13 protein-coding genes and 1 riboswitch are annotated in these 18,825 nt (G+C 51.1%); of the genes, 4 read left to right on the top strand and 9 right to left on the bottom strand.

Annotated features, from left to right (window positions below; genetic code table 11):
• Nucleotides 1-2 precede the first annotated feature (2 nt).
• The 3 genes from P1U47_RS07975 to P1U47_RS07965 all read right to left on the bottom strand — a co-directional run bounded on the left by P1U47_RS07975 (nucleotide 3) and on the right by P1U47_RS07965 (nucleotide 3,581).
• On the bottom strand, nucleotides 3-758 hold the full coding sequence (locus P1U47_RS07975; RefSeq protein WP_301028186.1) for a sulfite exporter TauE/SafE family protein: 756 nt from the start codon (nucleotides 756-758) through the stop codon (nucleotides 3-5).
• Nucleotides 755-2,554, bottom strand: coding sequence for a monovalent cation:proton antiporter-2 (CPA2) family protein (locus P1U47_RS07970; RefSeq protein ID WP_301028185.1), 1,800 nt, complete (start codon nucleotides 2,552-2,554; stop codon nucleotides 755-757). Before P1U47_RS07970 ends, P1U47_RS07975 begins: the two co-directional genes overlap by 4 nt.
• Nucleotides 2,555-2,645: 91 nt before the next feature.
• The gene (locus P1U47_RS07965) at nucleotides 2,646-3,581 is read right to left on the bottom strand and encodes a pirin family protein (RefSeq protein ID WP_301028184.1); all 936 of its coding nucleotides are present in this window, start codon (nucleotides 3,579-3,581) and stop codon (nucleotides 2,646-2,648) included.
• Between the two features lie 300 nt (nucleotides 3,582-3,881).
• Here P1U47_RS07965 and P1U47_RS07960 point away from each other — a divergent pair, with 300 nt between their 5' ends.
• The 4 genes from P1U47_RS07960 (at nucleotide 3,882) to P1U47_RS07945 (ending at nucleotide 9,615) form a co-directional block, all read left to right on the top strand.
• On the top strand, nucleotides 3,882-4,748 hold the full coding sequence (locus P1U47_RS07960) for a hypothetical protein (protein WP_301028183.1): 867 nt from the start codon (nucleotides 3,882-3,884) through the stop codon (nucleotides 4,746-4,748).
• Nucleotides 4,745-5,974 carry a hypothetical protein gene (locus P1U47_RS07955; protein ID WP_301028182.1) on the top strand — a complete coding sequence of 410 codons (1,230 nt, stop codon included), beginning with the start codon at nucleotides 4,745-4,747 and terminating at the stop codon, nucleotides 5,972-5,974. The genes P1U47_RS07960 and P1U47_RS07955 overlap by 4 nt, the downstream gene beginning before the upstream one ends.
• A gap of 197 nt (nucleotides 5,975-6,171) precedes the next feature.
• Entirely contained in the window at nucleotides 6,172-8,637 is a 2,466-nt protein-coding gene (locus P1U47_RS07950) for a TonB-dependent receptor (RefSeq protein ID WP_301028181.1), read from the top strand.
• 81 nt (nucleotides 8,638-8,718) lie between these two features.
• Nucleotides 8,719-9,615 (top strand): tyrosine-protein phosphatase, encoded by an 897-nt coding sequence (locus tag P1U47_RS07945; protein WP_301028180.1) that lies wholly within the window; start codon nucleotides 8,719-8,721, stop codon nucleotides 9,613-9,615.
• Between the two features lie 22 nt (nucleotides 9,616-9,637).
• Here the strand turns inward: P1U47_RS07945 and P1U47_RS07940 are convergent, their stop codons facing one another.
• The 6 genes from P1U47_RS07940 to P1U47_RS07915 form a co-directional block, all read right to left on the bottom strand.
• Nucleotides 9,638-10,438 (bottom strand): thiazole synthase, encoded by an 801-nt coding sequence (locus P1U47_RS07940; RefSeq protein WP_301028179.1) that lies wholly within the window; start codon nucleotides 10,436-10,438, stop codon nucleotides 9,638-9,640.
• 96 nt (nucleotides 10,439-10,534) lie between these two features.
• Nucleotides 10,535-10,738: a sulfur carrier protein ThiS gene (gene thiS / locus P1U47_RS07935; protein ID WP_301028178.1), complete on the bottom strand. Its 204-nt coding sequence runs from the start codon at nucleotides 10,736-10,738 to the stop codon at nucleotides 10,535-10,537.
• A 29-nt stretch (nucleotides 10,739-10,767) separates the two neighbouring features.
• Nucleotides 10,768-11,874, bottom strand: a complete 1,107-nt coding sequence (gene thiO / locus P1U47_RS07930) for a glycine oxidase ThiO (RefSeq protein WP_301028176.1) — start codon at nucleotides 11,872-11,874, stop codon at nucleotides 10,768-10,770.
• Between the two features lie 36 nt (nucleotides 11,875-11,910).
• The gene (gene thiC / locus P1U47_RS07925) at nucleotides 11,911-13,806 is read right to left on the bottom strand and encodes a phosphomethylpyrimidine synthase ThiC (protein WP_301028175.1); all 1,896 of its coding nucleotides are present in this window, start codon (nucleotides 13,804-13,806) and stop codon (nucleotides 11,911-11,913) included.
• A 112-nt stretch (nucleotides 13,807-13,918) separates the two neighbouring features.
• A riboswitch (TPP riboswitch) is annotated at nucleotides 13,919-14,029 on the bottom strand.
• A 128-nt stretch (nucleotides 14,030-14,157) separates the two neighbouring features.
• Nucleotides 14,158-14,361 carry a DUF6447 family protein gene (locus P1U47_RS07920; protein ID WP_301028174.1) on the bottom strand — a complete coding sequence of 68 codons (204 nt, stop codon included), beginning with the start codon at nucleotides 14,359-14,361 and terminating at the stop codon, nucleotides 14,158-14,160.
• Between the two features lie 106 nt (nucleotides 14,362-14,467).
• Nucleotides 14,468-18,820, bottom strand: coding sequence for an S-layer family protein (locus P1U47_RS07915; protein WP_301028173.1), 4,353 nt, complete (start codon nucleotides 18,818-18,820; stop codon nucleotides 14,468-14,470).
• Nucleotides 18,821-18,825 lie beyond the last annotated feature (5 nt).

Here is an 18,825-nt window from a genome sequence, read left to right as displayed (position 1 = left end):
CATCACCCCAGCGCGCCCAAGCCACCATCGATTAACAACTTAACCCCAACCACAAACAAGAAGAAATAACAGATCCGGTAGATCAGCTGTTCACTAACCTTATGCAGTAAATAAAAGCCCAAACGCACCCCCACTGGCGCGACCGGCATCAGTATTGCGGCGGTAAGTAAATTGGTGTGATCAAAACTACCTTGCAGGCTGTAAGGTACCAGCTTCACCACATTTACCACGGCAAAGAAAATGGCCATGGTGCCCATTAGCAGCGACTTTTCCATAAGCTGGGGCAGCAAGTAGATATTGATTGGCGGGCCACCGGCATGAATACCAAAACTGGTAAATCCGGCGACGGCGCCCCAAAAACTACCGCGCAATTTGTTTGGCCCACGCTGGGGTGAGGACTTGGGTTTAAACCAATAATTTAGGCAAAACGCCACGGCGATAAAACCAATTAGGATGCGGATCATGTCCTCAGACAAATACCGAAAGCCGATACTGCCAAGGGCGATACCAATCATTGCTCCTGGCAAAATAATCCGTAAATTTGGTTTACTCCACTGCCCGCGAAAACTCCACAGCGCCACGGCGTCCATCACCAGCAAAATCGGCAGCAAGATCGCCGCCGCCTGCACCGGCGAAATTGCCAAACTCATTAACGGTACTGACACCACGGCGATACCGCCGCCAAAACCACCCTTGGCCATACCAAAAATTAAAATCGCCGGAATCGCGCACAGATAAAAGAATGGATCTTCTATCACAGGCCGCGTTCCTCAATCACATCGGCATCGAACAGTGCTTGCAATTCATCGTGAGCCTCTCGCGCACTTTGCATCAACGCTTCTCGGTCGTTAAAGACCTGATGCTGCGCCGTCAATAGCTCTTCATCATGCTGCTGGAAACGGCTAATGCGCGCCTGCGCCCGCTCCTCGCTCAGGCCCAAACCCATCAAGGTCATGCGACTCATTTCTAGGCTGGAGTAAAAGGTTTCTCGAATTGGCGTTGCACCCAGTTCCAATAACCGGTGCACATGAAATCGACTTCGGGCGCGGGCAATAAATTTAATATGTGGATACAAACGACCAACCAGCTCGGTAATTTTAACATTGGTTTCAGGGTCATCCGCGGCCAACACAAAATACTCGGCCTTGTCGGCATCCACCGCCCGCAATATTTCCGGCCGCAGCGGGTCGCCGTAAAACACCGGCATGCTGTCGATGCTGCGCGACAATTCAATGGTGTCTACCGACAAATCCAGCGCCACAAAGGGCACTCTTTGCGCGCGCAAAATACGCGCGACAATTTGGCCCATTCGACCCATACCAATAATCACCACCCGCGGCGCATCGCTGTCGATTTCCTCGTACTCCGGCGGCACCGGCTTGGTCTGTACCTTGGGTTTTAGTAATTTGGCAATCACAATAATCAACAGCGGCGTCATCGCCATCGACAAGGTAATCGCCAAAATTAACAGGCTGTGCAGCTCTGGGCTAAATAGCTGTTGCTCGCGGGCGATTTGAAAAATCACAAAGGCAAATTCGCCACCGGCGGCCAGCACCACACCTAATTTTAAGGCGCTGCTGCGATTTAATCCGCCCAATAACTTGCCCACCACCATTAGTACCGGCAGCTTTAAGGCCATTAACAACACACTTAAACCCAGCACCGTTAACGGTTCTGCTATTAATAAACCAACATCGGCGCTCATGCCCACGCTAATAAAGAACAAACCTAAGAGCAGGCCTTTAAAGGGCTCCAGCTGAGACTCCAACTCATGGCGATATTCCGAATCGGCCAGCAGCAAGCCCGCCAAGAATGCCCCAAGCGCCATCGACACCCCCGCCAACTCCATTAGCCATGCGGTGCCAATAACCACCAGCAGGGCAGTTGCCGTGGAAACATCCTGCAAGCCCGTTCGCGCCACCATACGAAAAATTGGCCGCAACAAATAGCGCCCGCCAACCACAACTGCCGCAATACTCAATAAGATTTTTACGACCGAGGTACTGGTCTCGCCGCCATCGCCGCCCACATTGCCCGCGAGTAAGGGTATTAAGGCAATTAAGGGTATTGCCGCAATATCCTGAAACAATAATATGGCAAATGCCAAGCGGCCATGGGGGCTGCCCAGCTGTTTGCGCTCGGCGAGAATCTGCAAGCCAAAGGCCGTCGAAGACAAGGCCAAACCCAGACCTAAAACCGTTGCGGTGCGAATTGGCTGACCGAAGCCATAGTAAGCGACCCCACCAATTAGCAAACCGCTGAGCACCACCTGCGCCAAACCCACGCCAAATACCGCTCGGCGCATTAGCCACAGGCGCTTGGGCGACAATTCCAAACCAATAATAAACAGCAGCAACACCACCCCAAACTCCGAGAAGTGGGCGACGTTTTCGGGGTTGTGAATCATCTGCAGCGCAGCGGGGCCAATAACCACCCCCGCAATTAAATAGCCCAGCACCGCGCCAAGTTGTAAGCGTTTGGCCAGCGGCACCACCAGCACGGCGGCCAGCAATAACACAACGGTGGCCTGTAATAGGCTGCTTTCATGGGGCATTAAAAACTCCAGAGAATAGTGCGCCCGCTCTAGATTTCAGGCGCAAGGACCCGCTATATAAGGGAATTGAGCAATAAACTTGGCGAGCGAATTAACTTGTCCACGGCAGCGGCGGCGCGGTTAAGGGGCCACCGTCAAAACCACTAATTCGGCCAAACCGCGGCGCGGCTTCCTCCCAATCGAGCTGCGCTTGAATAATTTCGGCGCGGCTGTGGCCAACATAATTCCACCACAAGATTATCTCATCGGCAAAAGGCTCGCCGCCAAGGAAAATAACCTGGCTGCTCGGGCTTAAACTAATCCTTAACTGCGACTCGCCCGGCCGAAAATACGCCAATTCATTCTCAACAAACTGTTCACCACAGACCTCGACCTCGCCCTGCAAGACCAGAATACCGTATTCAAAATCCGGTTTAAGAGCCAGATCTAGCTCACCACCATCAGCGCTGAGCACATCAATGGCCAACAGCCGCGTGTATATTTTTGCTGGCGACGTCCACTCATTGTAGGCGCCAGCCAACAGTGTGAGCTGGCAATTGCCATCCGCCCACACAGGTAAATTTGGGTAGTGATCAAACGCGGGGCTACACTCGCGCTCGGCGTGGGGCAGCGCTATCCACAATTGTGCTGCGTGCAATTGCTCGCTGCTGGCCAGCGATTCCTCGGTGTGACTAATGCCCCGCCCCGCGGTCATCAAATTCACTTCGCCGGGTCGCACCTCGGCCACATTGCCAAGACTATCGCGGTGCAATACTTCGCCGGCCACCATCCATGTAAACGTTTGCAAACCTATATGGGGGTGGGGCCCCACTTTCATGCCGCCGCCGCGCCGAAACACCGCGGGGCCAGCGTGATCTAGAAAACACCACGCCCCAATCATCCGCCGCTGCCGCGAGGGCAACACCCGATTGACCGTGATTCCCCCGCCAATCTCTGCGCTCCGCGCGCTCACTTTTTGAATTGCGTTTGCATGGACTGGGCAATCTGATGAAAGCGACTCATCTGAATCCTGCTGCTGATTAGTCATTTCAACGACCTCCGTGTACAAGAAAATTTCTACGAGAATAGCAGCACCGAACAAAGCCTGCCTAGCGACAATTGTCCGCGCCAGAATGAAAACCGCCACTGTCACGATACTGTCAACAAAGTGTCTTATTGTTAATTAGATCTTAGTAGCAACCGCCCACTTATTCTCTGCGCCAGCAAAACCACACAGAATGCGCGTGTTACCCCTTACCGCTAAACGATGTCCAACATTGTCAATTGACCTGCGAGCAAAAGGAATCATCATGCAAGCACCCACAGACTTTTACCACGTTGCGGCGCCATGCTGTCATATCGTGTTGTAAGTGCTAATCGCGCCGTTTACCTTATCTGCTTGGGCCTTGCCCTAAGCTTGCCCATCGCCCTTAGTGTATGGATGGCAAGCCGCCCCCTACAAGCGCTTAGTTTGAGTGACTACCGCAGCTACCAGTGCAGCAGCCAAGGCGCGAGCACAAAGCCAACATTTAAAATTCTCACCTTGTTTTACAATTACGCCACCGACTTTGCCGACTATTTATGCGCCAGCGCACTGTTTGCCAAATCCTATTCTGGCGTTGAGATACGCTGGCGACCGCGGGCCTACCTAAGCCCGCAACATATTCTGGACGAAGAGTTCGATATCTTTTGGAATCGCCACCATATCGTGGCGGGCTTGGTGCCGGAGTTCAGCAATTACTACCGTGTTTTACAGCAAACGCCTAACTACGCTCTGTACTGGATTAGCCAAGACAGCACACCTCAGCTAAGCAGCAACTACCTCCAAGGCAAGGTGATCGGCTTCTCCCGCGACAGCCAAAGCCAAACCCATTTCCTGCAACCCATGGCGGCCTTAAAGCAGGCGGGTATTAATCTTAATGCCGACCAAAAAAAGTTTTATACCGACCCCAGCGCCCTTTACGCCGCGTTTAAAAATCGCGAAGTCGACATGATCAGCACGGCTATTTCGCAGGCAGACAACTTAAATTTAAGCACTTATTACACATTGCTCATTAATCCCGAGGTGCCGTCGGGGGCGTGGTTTATCAAAAACCAACTCCACCACAGCCACCATCGCGCATTAGAATGCGAAATCATCCGCGGCCTTCAGGTTTACGCGCCCTTGCTCGCCCCCCTGCAGCAACTAAGCGCCCAAACCGTGGACTGCCCATGAAATCACGGGGGCTGTCTAAGCCGAAATGGCATATCAAGTTAGCGGTCGTGGCTGCTGCCAGCGTCTTCCTTATCGCCTTTAATCACTGGCTTAGCCTTAATTACCTCAGCCGCTCACTGGCACAGCAACTGCGAGAAACCCTGCCAAATAAGATCATTGAAGCGGGTATTAACGAGTCTTTTCACGACAGCCTTAACGACTATTTAGTCAAACGCCTCAACGACGATTTTGCTCAACTTCACGTTAACAGCGCATTTAGCGCGGTACAGCAATGCCAAGCCCAAGTGCTGCGCATTCATAACAAAACATACGCCGACTCTGCCAATACAGCGCGAATAATTAGCCTGCACTGGCCAATTAACGACCATATTCAAGAGTTGAAACTGGGCCTCGCCTGCCAGTGGCAGTGGCCAAAACTGATTGCCAGCCAATTATTCCTGAGCCTACTGGGCTTGCTGATGTGGACCGCTGTCGCCCCGCCACTGTCGCCGCGCAGAAAGCAGCTGTTTCGCGCCCTGACCGAACAAGGTGTAAATCGGCGCCAAGCTGAACAGCTCAGCAGCAAAGCCGACGACTACTCGCCGAGGCAGGAGCAGGCCTTAACACTGTTTTTACGCAGCAATTATCCCTACCCTAGCCACTACCTTGCGCATTTAAACACCGGCGGCTTTAAACACTCCTCTCCCAGCGCGCTGGCGTGGTTGGAATTTGCACTACGACAGCGCCCCAAGGACATCGCCGACGCCATCGCCATCGCCGAATCCCCAGCAGAGCTTAGCCTCTGCCCCGCCACCAGCACCGTCATCGTTCATGGCTATGCGCTTAAGATGTCGTCTACACCATTTATGTACTACCTCTGGTATGCCTACCGCCGGCGCCAAAACCCGGTCGATGGCTGGTTTACCAACCCCCCGTCCAATCGCCCCGATCGCCGTGCCGATCAAGAAATCATTGCCTTAATGCAGCGCTACGGTGGGCACGCCAAAGCCATTAAAGATTTAAGTGAAAAAGGCCTGCGCGCCAAAACCTTGGATCAGAATCGCAGCAAAATTAAAGATGAACTCTGCCAATTATTCGGCGAAGAACTGGCCGCGCCCTTTTTATTTGAATCTGCGCGGGACCCGCAAACCGCACGTTCGCAATACCGTTTAGCACTGCCCGCTACGGCGATAAGCATTCATACCCCCAAGAGCACATCAACGCGTATAGCAACGCCAAGCAACTAAATAATCCCCACGCAAAGCGCCCGTAAATAGCGAGCTGCGAGCGAGCAGGCGCGTTTAGAGACATCTCTAAACCCCTGTAGATGTCTTTGTCACAAAGCCGACACACACAGCCACGACAATCCCCCTGACTTATTTCCGTGGCCATTTTGACGCGCCGTTCACCAACACCGTAATTACATCATCAACAGGAGACTCCAATGAATTCCCTCGGCAGCAAACGCCTATCGTATTACCTCATGACGGGACTAGCGGCAGGCATGCCCAGCCTCGGTTTGGCGCAAAACAAACTTGAGATGATTACCGTCACCGCCGCGCCTATCCGCGACAGCCAGCAAGCGGCTTTTGACGCTAAGAAATTTGCCGACAATTATGTAGAGATTATCTCTGCCGATACCATCGGTCGCTTTCCCGACCAAAACCTCGCCGACTCCCTTGGCCGCCTACCCGGCTTGGCAATAGAGCGCGACCAAGGCCAAGCCCGCTACATTAATTTACGCGGCGCCCCCTTTCGCTATACCAGTATCGCCTTTGACGGCATTGATGTGCCCGGTGCTGAAAATGGCCGCATTCCGCGCTTCGATAGCATCCCTTCAGTTATTACCCGCACCGTAGAAGTGAATAAAGCCATTCTGCCAAGTATGCCAGGGGAGGCGGTGGCGGGTTTTATTAATATTAAAACCTTTAGCCCCTTTGCGAATGAGGGCTGGTCTTTCGCCGCCGATGTCGGCTTGGGTGAACAAAAGCTCGGCGGCGGTGATATAGAGAAATACGGCTTGCGTACCTCGTGGTCGAATGAAAATTTTGGTTTTGTCGCCTTTGTCTCAGAGAACAGCCGCGAACAAATTACCGACAACCGCGAATACGATTTAGAACGCGATGCCACCACCGGTGAGCTGATTGTGAATGAACTCGATTTTCGCAGTTATAAAGTGACCCGCGAAGATTCGGCCTACGGCGGCACCTTAGAATATCGCGGCGACGACACCGTGCAACGCCTGTTTATTTCCACGCTCTACAGCGAGTTCATCGACAAAGAGCAGCGCAACCAATTTGTGTTTGCGTTTAACACTCCCGCAACCGGCGTCAGCGGCAGCAATCAAGACGTGAGCGTGCAACGCTTGTTGGAATACGGCCAATACGAAAACTCAACCGAGTCGAATACCCTTGGCGCAGATTTCCAATTGGGCGAATGGCTGCTTGAAACGCGGGTAAATGGCACCGACACCGAATTTAAAATGAACCTGCCGATTCCCCGCAGCGTTGGTGGTAGCGCGGTGGCAAGCTATGACTTGAGCGATATCGAAGATCCAAAACTCTATCTCGACCGCGACCTTGCCACAATTAACTACGCCAGCACCATTGGCATTCACTACGGCCAATTGCTCGAAATTAATGGCTTAAAAATAAAAGCCGACGCCGAACGCGAACTGAGTTGGCTTGGTAAGAACATGGTGCTAAGAACTGGCGTGCAGCGCGATACCCGCGATGCCGATGGCTTTGTTGCTACCCCCGCTATTAAATCCTTCCCAGCCTCAGTAAACATCGACGATTACAATACCGGAAATCCCTGGGACAGTAATACCACTAACACTATTGGCGCCACCTATTACAATAATATCGGCCTGCGCGGCGCTTGGGCCAGCACCGGCGGGCTCGGCCCAGTCACCCCTAGCGAAGACGGCCAGATTGCCATTAATGAGGAAATACTCGCCGCCTATGTTATGACCACCACTGAGCTCGACTGGGGTAATGTTGTGGTCGGCGCCCGAATTGAGCAAACCGACTACCGCAGCAAAGGCAGTGTTAATGGCGACCCCATCTCGGTCAGCGACGACTTCATTAATGTACTACCCAGTGTGCACTTCAATATTAATTTGCAAGAAGACCTCAAGCTGCGCGTCTCGGCCACAACCGGCTTAAACCGCCCCACCTACGATGAATGGCGCGCCGCCGCTAAAGTGGATGTAATCAACAAAGAAGTCATCGGTGGCAACCCAACCCTCGAGGCCGAAGAAGCTACTGGCATCGACACCTCCTTAGAGTGGTATTTTGCACCGGCCAGTATCCTCTCTGCTGGCGCCTTTTATCGCACTGTCGACAACGTGATTTACGCCGACACGAGTACCATTGATGGCGGCGTTTACCTGCCTAGCGCGGCAGGCGAAAGCTGGACATACAAAGGTTCGGTAAATGGCGACAATGGCAAAATGCACGGTGTAGAATTGAACTTTGTCGGGCACGCCAGCGACCTGTTCACCGCCGCTCACGGCTTTGGTATTAGCGCCAACCTAACCGTGCTCAACAGCGAATTCCAAGCCCTAAATGGCGACCGCCACGACCTGCCGGGCACCTCGGACCTCCTCTACAATTTCTCGGTATTTTACGAGGACTACGGGCTATCGACCCGAATCAACTACCAGTATCGCGACGAGTGGATTTCACCCATCGAAGACCCAAATGAAAAATGGGGCGAGCAACAGCGGGTAGATTTATCGCTGAGCTATGAACTGCCCTTCGACTTTGACGGCGCCACCATGTCGGTCTACGCCAACGCCAATAACGTAAGCAATGAAACCGATGTGCGCTACGCCAGCAATGGCACCATCAACCAGTCAGAAAGCTATGGCCGCCGTTATTTGCTCGGTGTGCGCCTGCATTTTTAAGTGCGGTTCAAACGGTGGTGCAGAACCGCACCACCGTAAAATTGATTTTCCAAGCCATTAATTAATTCAGGAGTTCAACCCATGAAAATCCAATCTCGCGGTATTGCTCTCGCCATTAGCGCACTACTCACATTCAGCACAGCGCCATATTTACAGGCTGAAACCCAAACGGCGCCACAAACTAAAATAGACGATTCCTCGCGCTTACTCGCCCTCGAAGGCGGTTCCAATTTTAGAGACCTCGGCGGCTATACCACCGCCGACAATAAAACCGTGCGCAGCGGCGTATTATTTCGCTCTGGCACCATGAGCAGCCTTACGTCCGCCGACGAAAAAACCTTAAACAAACGCCATTTTAAAACCGTGGTTGATCTGCGTTCGCAAGAAGAGCTAGCGCTTTACCCCAACCGCTGGGTGAGTCACAACCCGTCAATTAGCTATATTAACCACCCTTATAGCGTCGCCGAGATGAAGTTAAATGCACCCGAAGGCAAAAACAAACCTATCGGAATAGAAGGCTTTTACGGCAATATTTCTGAGCTATACCAGCCGCAAATGAAAATGTATTTCCAAGAATTGCTAAACAACAACACGCCATTGGTGGTGAATTGTTCGGCAGGACAAGACCGCACTGGCTTTGCCTCTGCCCTCTTGCTTAGCGCGCTGGGCGTGCCACGAGAGACAATTGCTCAGGACTATTTACTGTCTACCCAATACCGCCGGCCAGCCGTAGAGCGGGGCGATGTCGATTTAGAAGCCGCCGCCAAAACCAATGCCTTCGCTAAAATGATGCTGCATTACAATAAAAAAGAGAGCAAAGGCCCGATGCCACTCATCACCGCCGACGGCACACCGTTTATCAACATCGCCTTTGCACATATTGAACAGAAATACGGCTCGGTGGAAAACTATCTAGACCAAGCACTGGCCGTAGATGCCACCGAGATTAACAAGCTCAAAGCGCTGTATTTGCAGTAATCACAGCCTTACCGCTACGATATTATTGCTGATGCCAGAAGGGCATACCCAAGGTTGGGGTGGATGGCGAAGTGGTTTGTCGCTCCGGCATCGCCCCCGCCAAGGTAGCTTGACGGCCAGCCGCAACGGCGTCGCGAAAGGCCCGCGCCATCAATACCGGATTCCCCGCCTGGGCAATGGCGGTATTCAGCAGAATACCGTCGTAGCCCAATTCCAAGGCCTGCACGGCGTGAGAGGGTTTACCAATACCGGCATCAACAATGAGTGGCAACTCGGGAATCCGCTCGCGAATGGTTTGTAAATTATAGGGGTTCATCAAACCCCGCCCAGTGCCAATTGGCGAACCCCAGGGCATCAACACCTGACAACCCACATCGCGCAAGCGCTGGCAGATCACCAAATCATCGGTGCAATAGGGAAACACCTTGAAGCCGAGTTTAATTAACTGCTCGGCGGCCTCCACCGTGCCCAGTGGGTCGGGCTGCAAATTATAATCATCGCCCACCACTTCCAATTTTAACCAATCGGTTTCAAACAACTCCCGCGACATCTGCGCCAAGGTCACCGCTTCTTTCACACTGTGGCAACCCGCCGTATTCGGCAATAAGGTTTTATTCAAACTTTTTAACTGCTGCCAAAAACCCTCGCCACCGGCTTCGCTCGGCGACTGCCTGCGCAGCGACACGGTAATAATCTCCGAACCCGACGCGGTAATCGCTTCGCGCATTACTGCTGGCGACGGATACAGCGCGCTGCCAATTAAGAGGCGGCTGTGGAAGGTTTGGCCGTAGAGGGTCCAGTGGTCTGGCTGTGATATTGTCATTTTATAGCTCTGTGTTTTTTAGTCGGACGTCTGAGGTCGGACGCGCTGGCAGAGTGTGCTTCGTCAGACATCCGACCTCAGACGTCCGACTTGCCATCAGCCGCCCTGCACTGGCGCCAATACATCCACTAGATCACCGGCATTTAAACGCAAATCGCCATACTGCGATCGCGGAACAAAGTCGCCATTTATCGCTATCGCAATTTTCTCGCACTCAAAACCCCATAGCGGAAGCAGCTCAGCTAGCGCTAAATTCGCATCGCATTCACGGCGTTTGTTATTCACACTAATTGAAATCATTTGGGTACTCTATCCATCAATTTTTCCATTTATACCGTAACGCTATTTTCGGTTTGTTCCGCCAGCATCGCCAAAGCATTCTCCACTAACTGGGGGCTGAGTAAGTAGCCGTGGCGGTATAAGCCATTCACCGTTAGCAAGCCTGCCTCGCAATTCAGCACTGGCAAATTATCGGGCATCGCCGGCCGACAGTGGGCAAAGGCGTGAAGCAAACTCGCCTCGGCAAAACCGCTGTGCACACTGTAGAGCGCCGACATCAATTCCAAGGTCGAGCGCACGGTAACGGGCTGCATAGCTTCACTTTCAATTTCCGTCGCGCCAATCACGTAGCGATTATTTGGGCGCGGCGAAATATACAATTTATAACGCGGGTGCATCAGCCGCACCGGCCGCTGTAAATTCACTTCTGGCGCATGGACCCACAACACTTCGCCGCGCACACCGCGCAAGTCTGGCAACTGCGCTTTAGCACCAAGACCACGGCTGTCCACCACCCAATCAAACGCCAAGGTTTCATTGCTCAAAATAATACGCTTGGGGGCAAGGCTGACGACCTCGCTATATTCAAACCACTTGCCCCCCAGCTTAGTAATCGCCGCCTCCAATGCCGACAACAAAGCCTCGTTATCAAGATAGCCTTCGTCGGCAAGAAACAGACCCGAGCTATAACGCTCGGCCAATTCCGGTTCTAGATCCCGCAAACGCATGCGATCGATGCGTTCGACTCTGTCGCAATGGTCAGAGACTTTCGCCTGTAACTGCTGCTCAAAATGTCGCAAGTTGGATTTATCCAAATCGTGGGCCACCACCACACTGCCGTCCATGCCGTAACTTATGCTTTGCCCAGTTTGCTGTTCTAATAATGCAATCTGCTCCGGCCACCAGCGCAGCGCCATCAAACCCCAGTCAAACACCTGACGCTCGGCACTGGCCACCTCGCTATAAGGCGCCAACATCGACGCAGCCACCCGCGCAGCACTTAACTCGCCAGCGCGACTACCACGATCAAATAAACTCACGCGGTGGCCAAGCTGAAGTAATTTCCACGCGAGGAGGCGACCGAGGAGGCCTGCACCGGCGATGCCAATGTGAATCGGGTCGAACGCCTGATGTCTGATGTCTGATGCGGCGCTCATACCTCAGACTCCAGACACCCGACGCCCGACTCGCCCTTACACCTTCTGATATATCTCACTACCCAGCTCTTTAAACTCTGCAGATTTTTTCTGCATCTCGGCTTCCAGTTCATCCTCTTCTAGTTTGGCGGCGTAGTCGCGAACATCTTGGGTGATCTTCATGGAGCAGAATTTGGGGCCGCACATGGAGCAAAAATGCGCGACCTTGGCCGATTCTTTGGGCAGGGTTTCGTCGTGGTACGAGCGTGCAGTATCGGGGTCTAGGCCAAGGTTGAATTGATCTTCCCAGCGGAATTCAAAGCGGGCTTTGCTCAGGGCATTGTCGCGCAACTGGGAGCCGGGGTGGCCTTTGGCCAAGTCTGCGGCGTGGGCGGCAATTTTATAGGTGATGATGCCGGTTTTTACGTCATCTTTATTGGGCAGCCCCAAGTGTTCTTTGGGGGTGACGTAACACAGCATCGCGCAGCCATACCAGCCGATTTGGGCAGCGCCAATACCCGAAGTGATGTGATCGTAGCCAGGGGCAATATCCGTGGTCAGCGGCCCCAGGGTGTAAAAAGGCGCTTCGTCGCAGTGCTTGAGCTGCTCGGTCATATTCTCATGAATCATCTGCATGGGCACATGACCGGGGCCTTCGATCATCACCTGCACATCGTGCTGCCAAGCGCGCTTGGTGAGTTCACCTAGGGTGCGCAGCTCGCCGAATTGGGCTTCGTCATTGGCGTCTGCCACCGAGCCAGGACGCAGGCCATCCCCCAAAGAGAAGGACACATCATAGGCCTTCATAATCTCGCAGATGTCGTCAAAATGGGTGTAGAGAAAATTCTCTTTGTGGTGGGACAAACACCACTTCGCCATGATCGAACCGCCTCGGGACACAATGCCGGTCACGCGTTTCGCGGTCAGCGGCACATAGCGTAGTAACACGCCCGCGTGAATAGTAAAATAATCCACGCCCTGCTCTGCTTGCTCAATTAAGGTGTCGCGGAAAATTTCCCAAGTTAAATCTTCGGCTACGCCATCGACTTTTTCCAGCGCCTGATAAATCGGTACGGTACCCACGGGCACCGGCGAATTGCGCACAATCCACTCACGGGTTTCGTGAATATTTTTACCGGTAGACAAGTCCATCATGGTATCTGCGCCCCAGCGAATACCCCAAGTGAGCTTGGCCACTTCCTCTTCAATGGACGAACCCAGCGCCGAGTTGCCGATATTGCCGTTCACCTTCACCAAGAAGTTACGACCAATAATCATCGGTTCTAATTCGGGGTGATTGATATTGGCGGGAATAATCGCACGGCCACGCGCCACTTCCTCGCGGACAAACTCCGGCGTAATTTCCTTTGGAATACTGGCGCCAAAGGCATTGCCGGGATGCTGAAAACCCAGTTCCCCTGGCAGCTCGCCCGCCTCTTTGGCGGCGGCTAAAGCCATGTTTTCGCGGATGGCGATATATTCCATTTCCGGCGTAATAATGCCCCGCCGCGCGTAGTGCATCTGGCTAACATTCTTACCCGGTAAAGCCCGGCGGGGATTGCGTTTTAAATCAAAACGCAATTGCTGCAAGCTCAAATCGGCTGCACGTTTACGGCTGTACTCGGAACTATCGCCGGCAAGTAATTCGGTATCATTGCGATCAAAAATCCATTGATCGCGAATCGGCTCCAAGCCTTTGCGAATATCAATATTGGTCCTGGGGTCGGTATAAGCGCCCGAGGTATCGTAAACTCGCACTGGTGGATTTGGCTCTAAACGCGTGCTGCCATCTCGGGTCTGCACCGGGGTCGCTGTTAACTTGATCTCGCGCATCGGCACTTGAATATCGGCGCGACTACCCTGCACATAAATCTTTGACGAACCCGGTAATGGCTCAACTGAGGCAGCATCTACTTGGGCGGTATCGCGAAGCAGTGGATAATCAGAACTCATGTTTTCCCCTTTTTGCGCACAGCACAGCGCACGTCTTTGATTCAATGTTTAAAAATAAAACCAAAGAAGGAAATTTAGATCGGCTCAGTTTGCCACAACGCAGAGGGACCTCTGCTGAGAAGATCTTGTTTCCTACGCTGGCATTATCCAGATCAGGTCTACGGGATTCGAAAACGATCTCAGCCATTGCGTATTTCATACGCGGGCACCCCGACAAGAACAGGTAGTGTAGGCTGCAAGAATGAGTTTGGCAAGGGAGGTAGTTAGTCGCTGCGCAAAGCAGGTCGAGCGGAAATTAATAAGTATGGCGCCGCTTAATTGTAGCAGCACCATGATAATTGCAAAACGGAATTACTGAGTTAACTTTGGCAAACATTCACTTAAGGCTTTTGCATAGGCATTTCTCGCCGTTTGCAACATCGCTAAATCTTGTTGCAAGGCTGCTACCTTTTGATCCGCAACCCGAAGATTCATCAATTGACTTTTTGCTTCATTACTCAGGCTATCTAATGGGTAATCCTTACCGTCGATTTTAATCATTTGTTCTTGGCTCATAAACCGTCCTTATTACACGTTAATAAAAAAGCCTCCAGAACTTTCGCAAAGGAGGCTGAGGGGAGATTATGGAAAAAAGGCCATCCAAATTAGATGGCTCTTAGTCTTAAACTGCGAAGACGTCAGTTGCATGCATTTCATTGTTAGCCAAATTGAGCATTGTAATATTCAAATCTGAGCCATTCAAAATGCCATTATTGTCAACGTCTACCCACAAAGTGTTGTTGTCTGTCTCGAAAACAAACTCTATAGCGCCGCCGGCTTGGATACTGTTTTGCGCCGTTGCGAAATCTTTTGCATTGCCGCCAAACGCTAATACATCTCCACCAGCAACATTGAGAAGTGCTGAAATGTCTATCCGATCCGCGCCCGGTACCGATCCGCTTAAGAAATCCATAATTGTATCAATAGACACCGTGCCAGAAGAATCCGTAACATTTGTGTACACAAACGTATCAGCACCGGTGCCGCCAGTTAAGGTATCTGCACCAGCACCACCAGTGATTGTGTCATCTCCCGAGCCACCATCAATAGTATCGTTGCCAGCGCCACCCAGTACCGTATCATTTCCAGCACCGCTGAAAATAATGTCAGCTGCGCCAGTACCAGTGATCTTGTCTGCTCCTGCGGCCGTTGTAATTTCAATATTGTGGTTACCAGTTAGCGAACTTGCGTCTAGAATTAGACTGTCATTACCTAAACCAGTACCGTCTAGGATCAGATCATCTTGAGCGCCTGGAGCATTATTTAACGCATTATCGAATAAGCTATCGACTAGCTTAATGTTTAAGGTATTAACACCGGCACCATCTAAGAAATTAATAGTTTCCATCTCAGTGATACTGCTGATACCGCTTAACACCTGCTGTACAGCACCAGCACCATTACCAGTAATATTCAATACGTCGCCAGCAGTTGTACCACCTTGAACTAAAAACAGGCTTCCCGCTGTTTCTGAATTGACAAATACATTTAACGCCGCATTATGGGTAGTATTATTGCCTTGCACATTAAAGAACGCAGCCGCCGCATTACCTGTAGCAGCAATACTATCCTGAGCTGCATTGCCTACATTTACCGTCAGCGCGCCAACAAATCCGTCGCCGATGGATACATCTGCAAAGCCACCACCGACCTTAGTTACAGTGTCAATACCAGCCGCATTCGCTATCGTGTTAAAGGTAAGCTGACTGGAGTTACCGTACCGAACTTCGTTGACGCTTGTAACTTTGTTAAATACACCATCATCCTTATTGAATAAAGATCCGCTTATCAGAATGGCGTCTTGACCAGCTCCGCCATCAATTTTATCGGCATTATTGAAATCTACTGGGTCATTGAAGATAAATAGATCATCTCCTTCGCCACCTTTAAGATCACTAAGACCGCTTCCGACGGAGATAATGTCATCACCAGCGCCACCGTCGATAATGTCATCACCCGCACCGCCGTTGATGGTGTCATTGCCCCCGTTACCAAATAAGAATTCAGTAGTATTTTGCGCATCATGACCAGTAATAATATCTGCTGCACCGGTCCCTTTGATTGTTTGGCTGGCATCGCCAGAAACAAACTGGTTTAGGCCTGGGGCTATTTCGGTTCTCGTTGTTAAACCAGAGGCATCTAAGATCGCACCAACACCGTCGAAGTTTAGCACTTCGATATGGTTTGAGGCTGTGCCGAGCAGGTTAACCATGCCATTCGCTGCAGTTTGAACATTAACAAATGTTGCAGTGCTGCCACCAACAGTGACATTTGCAGGTACTGATTTGCCACCTAGCACAAGAGACTGAACGCTTATATCAGTTGTTATGCCCTGTTGCGCGCCCGATATTGCAGAAGCGGAGCCAGTAAACTTAAGGTCAAGCGATGTAGCTGCAGTTGCCGCATTAACATTTACAGTAGCAAAATCATTCGCGGCAAAAATGTAGCTGAACGCTTCGCTGGCATTGTTAATAGTTACCGCACCCAGTATGTCTGCATCAACCTTGCCAGCATCGTTTGGACCATTGGTATCAAGGAAGGTATCTTGCAGTATCACATTGGCTGCACCAACGGGTAGTAAGCTACTATCTAATACAATGCTTTCTAAGCTGTTATTCCAAACATCAATTACGATGTTTTCGAAACCAGACACACTCGGGAAAACATTAGCAAACCCACCGGCAGTGTAACTAATAGTGCCAGCGCCATTATGGTGCACTTCCCAAATATCGTTGCTACCGCCAGTGTCTGTCGCGGTGTCATTAACGGTGAGGTTAGTTGATGACTGAACTAAACGGTCGTTGTTGTTTGTTCCGAAAGTAACATTGTTATTCACAGCTGCGCTGCTAACAGTCAAGGTGGTTTTACCATTACCACCCATAAAGGTCATGCCGGTAGCTGCGCTCAATTGATCCATTGTTAATGAACCGGTCAAGCCTGTTGCATTAACGCTGGTTAAATCATTGAAGCCAGCAGCGCTGTTCGCACGCACACTAGTCACGTTATCGCTACCGGACAAGCTTAGTGTAGACAGTGCATTGCTGCCATTGATACCAATCAAGGTATCACCACCACCCGCACCATCAACGTCGATCGCAAAAGTACCGTTGTTAAGAACAGTCAAATCAACGGTAGTTAGCGCATTACCATCACTGCCATTGTAGCCAATTTGTGCGTTAGCAGAATTATTGAACACCGCCGTCAACTTCGCAGGCGTTTGGCCTGGAGCGTAGTCCAAGTTCACGGTTGAGCCAGTGCTCATAAATTGAATGTTTTGATTTGTTGCTGCGGCGTTAGCTGCTGTTGGATCGAATTCCAAGTTAGTAGCTGCCGATGCTTGATTAATCTTAATATCCAAGGGTTCTTGAATGTTATTTACATTCAGCACGCTGTTAGAACGATTATTAGCAAGGGTCAATACGTCTGTCGCATTAAGAAAATCAACAGCATTCGGCTTATCATTAACAGGCAATGTTGCTGCGTCGTCCAAGGCTTGGATAGAAACCGTCTCTATACCCTTAATATTGGGATTAATAGAGTTTTCTAGCAAAGTAATATTTAAAGTATCTAGACCACCTTTACCATCCGCAGTATCACCCGTTCCTATTGAGTGCTGACCGCCAGCCACAACAGAGCCACCGGTGAAGGTGTCACTCCCAGCTGAACCGGTGAAATTATCCTGTAGCTCACCATATGTAAACGTATCGTTAGTGCCATTGATAGTAATTGTTACTGTTTGCGGAGTACCGTCTTCTGTTTTGATTACAAAATTATCGATTAAAGTTTCGCCAGCGCTAAGGTTATTGACATCAGTGTTGCCATTATTTAGAACATAAGTCCAACCGCCATCTGCAGTGACTGAATAGGATCCATAACCCTTAGCAGATGTTAGGTTGTTGATTACCGCCCAAGCATCATCAGTGTTGTCAATATCAGTATTATCTGCATTCCCTGCGACTTGGTTTGTAACGCCGTCCTCTGTTACGGAACCTGTAATCACGCCTGGGTTAGTTGTAACATCTGCAGCATCATTAACGGGTGTAATCGTAACAGCAACAAGCTGCTCAACTACCCCACCATTTCCATCATTCACTATAACAGAGAACGAATCGCTACCATTTGCGTCCGCATTTGGCACATAGCTATAACTACCATCTGAATCGACTGTTACAGCTCCTTTACTCGGCACTGTAGAACCAGCCGAATAGCTCAGCACATCATTAACATCAACATCGGTTGCAGCTACAGTACCAACGATAGATGCATCATCTTCAGCCCCCGTAACAGCCAATGAACTTGCAGTGAATGCTGGTACATCGTTCGTACCGGTAACTGTGATGGTTAGTGTACTGCTAGCCGTCTTGCTTCCATCGCTTACTACATAATCAAAGCTAAGCGCTTTGCTCTCGCCTGCAGCTAACTGCTGGTAAGCCGCATTGCTAGCATCAAAGGAATAAGAGCCGTCTGAGTTGAAAGTTAAGCCTGCCAAGGGTGCTTGAGTTGGGGCTTTACTGAACGTCAGCGCGGTACTGTCTACATCGCTAGCAGCCGGTGCAACGGTGTTGAAAACTACGCCATCTTCTGCCACGGCAACACTGTTTGCAGAATTTTGTGCGTCAACAACTGGCGCGTCATTAACAGGCGTAACGGTTACGCTTACCGTTTGAGTAGTTGTACCACCTTTGCCATCGGCAACAGTAACCACTACGGAGTCTGTGCCATTAAAATTGGCGTTTGGCGTGTAGGTTAAAACGCCATTTGCACCAGCAGCAACGGTGCCGTTCTGCGCGGTTGCTGAGTACGTTAGTGCGTCGCCATCAACATCGCTTGCGACAACAGTAATCGTGGCAGGCGTATCTTCGGCAGTAGTCACTGGAGCGATTGCGGCTGCAACTGGCGCGTCATTAACAGCAGTTACCGTTACACTTACCGTTTGAGTAGTTGTACCACCTTTGCCATCGGCAACAGTAACCACTACGG

It is taken from the genome of Zhongshania sp. (assembly GCF_029212375.1).
GTDB lineage: Bacteria > Pseudomonadota > Gammaproteobacteria > Pseudomonadales > Spongiibacteraceae > Spongiibacter.
Note: the sequence above shows the minus strand (reverse complement) of the source record. Positions and strands in the feature narration are given on the sequence as shown.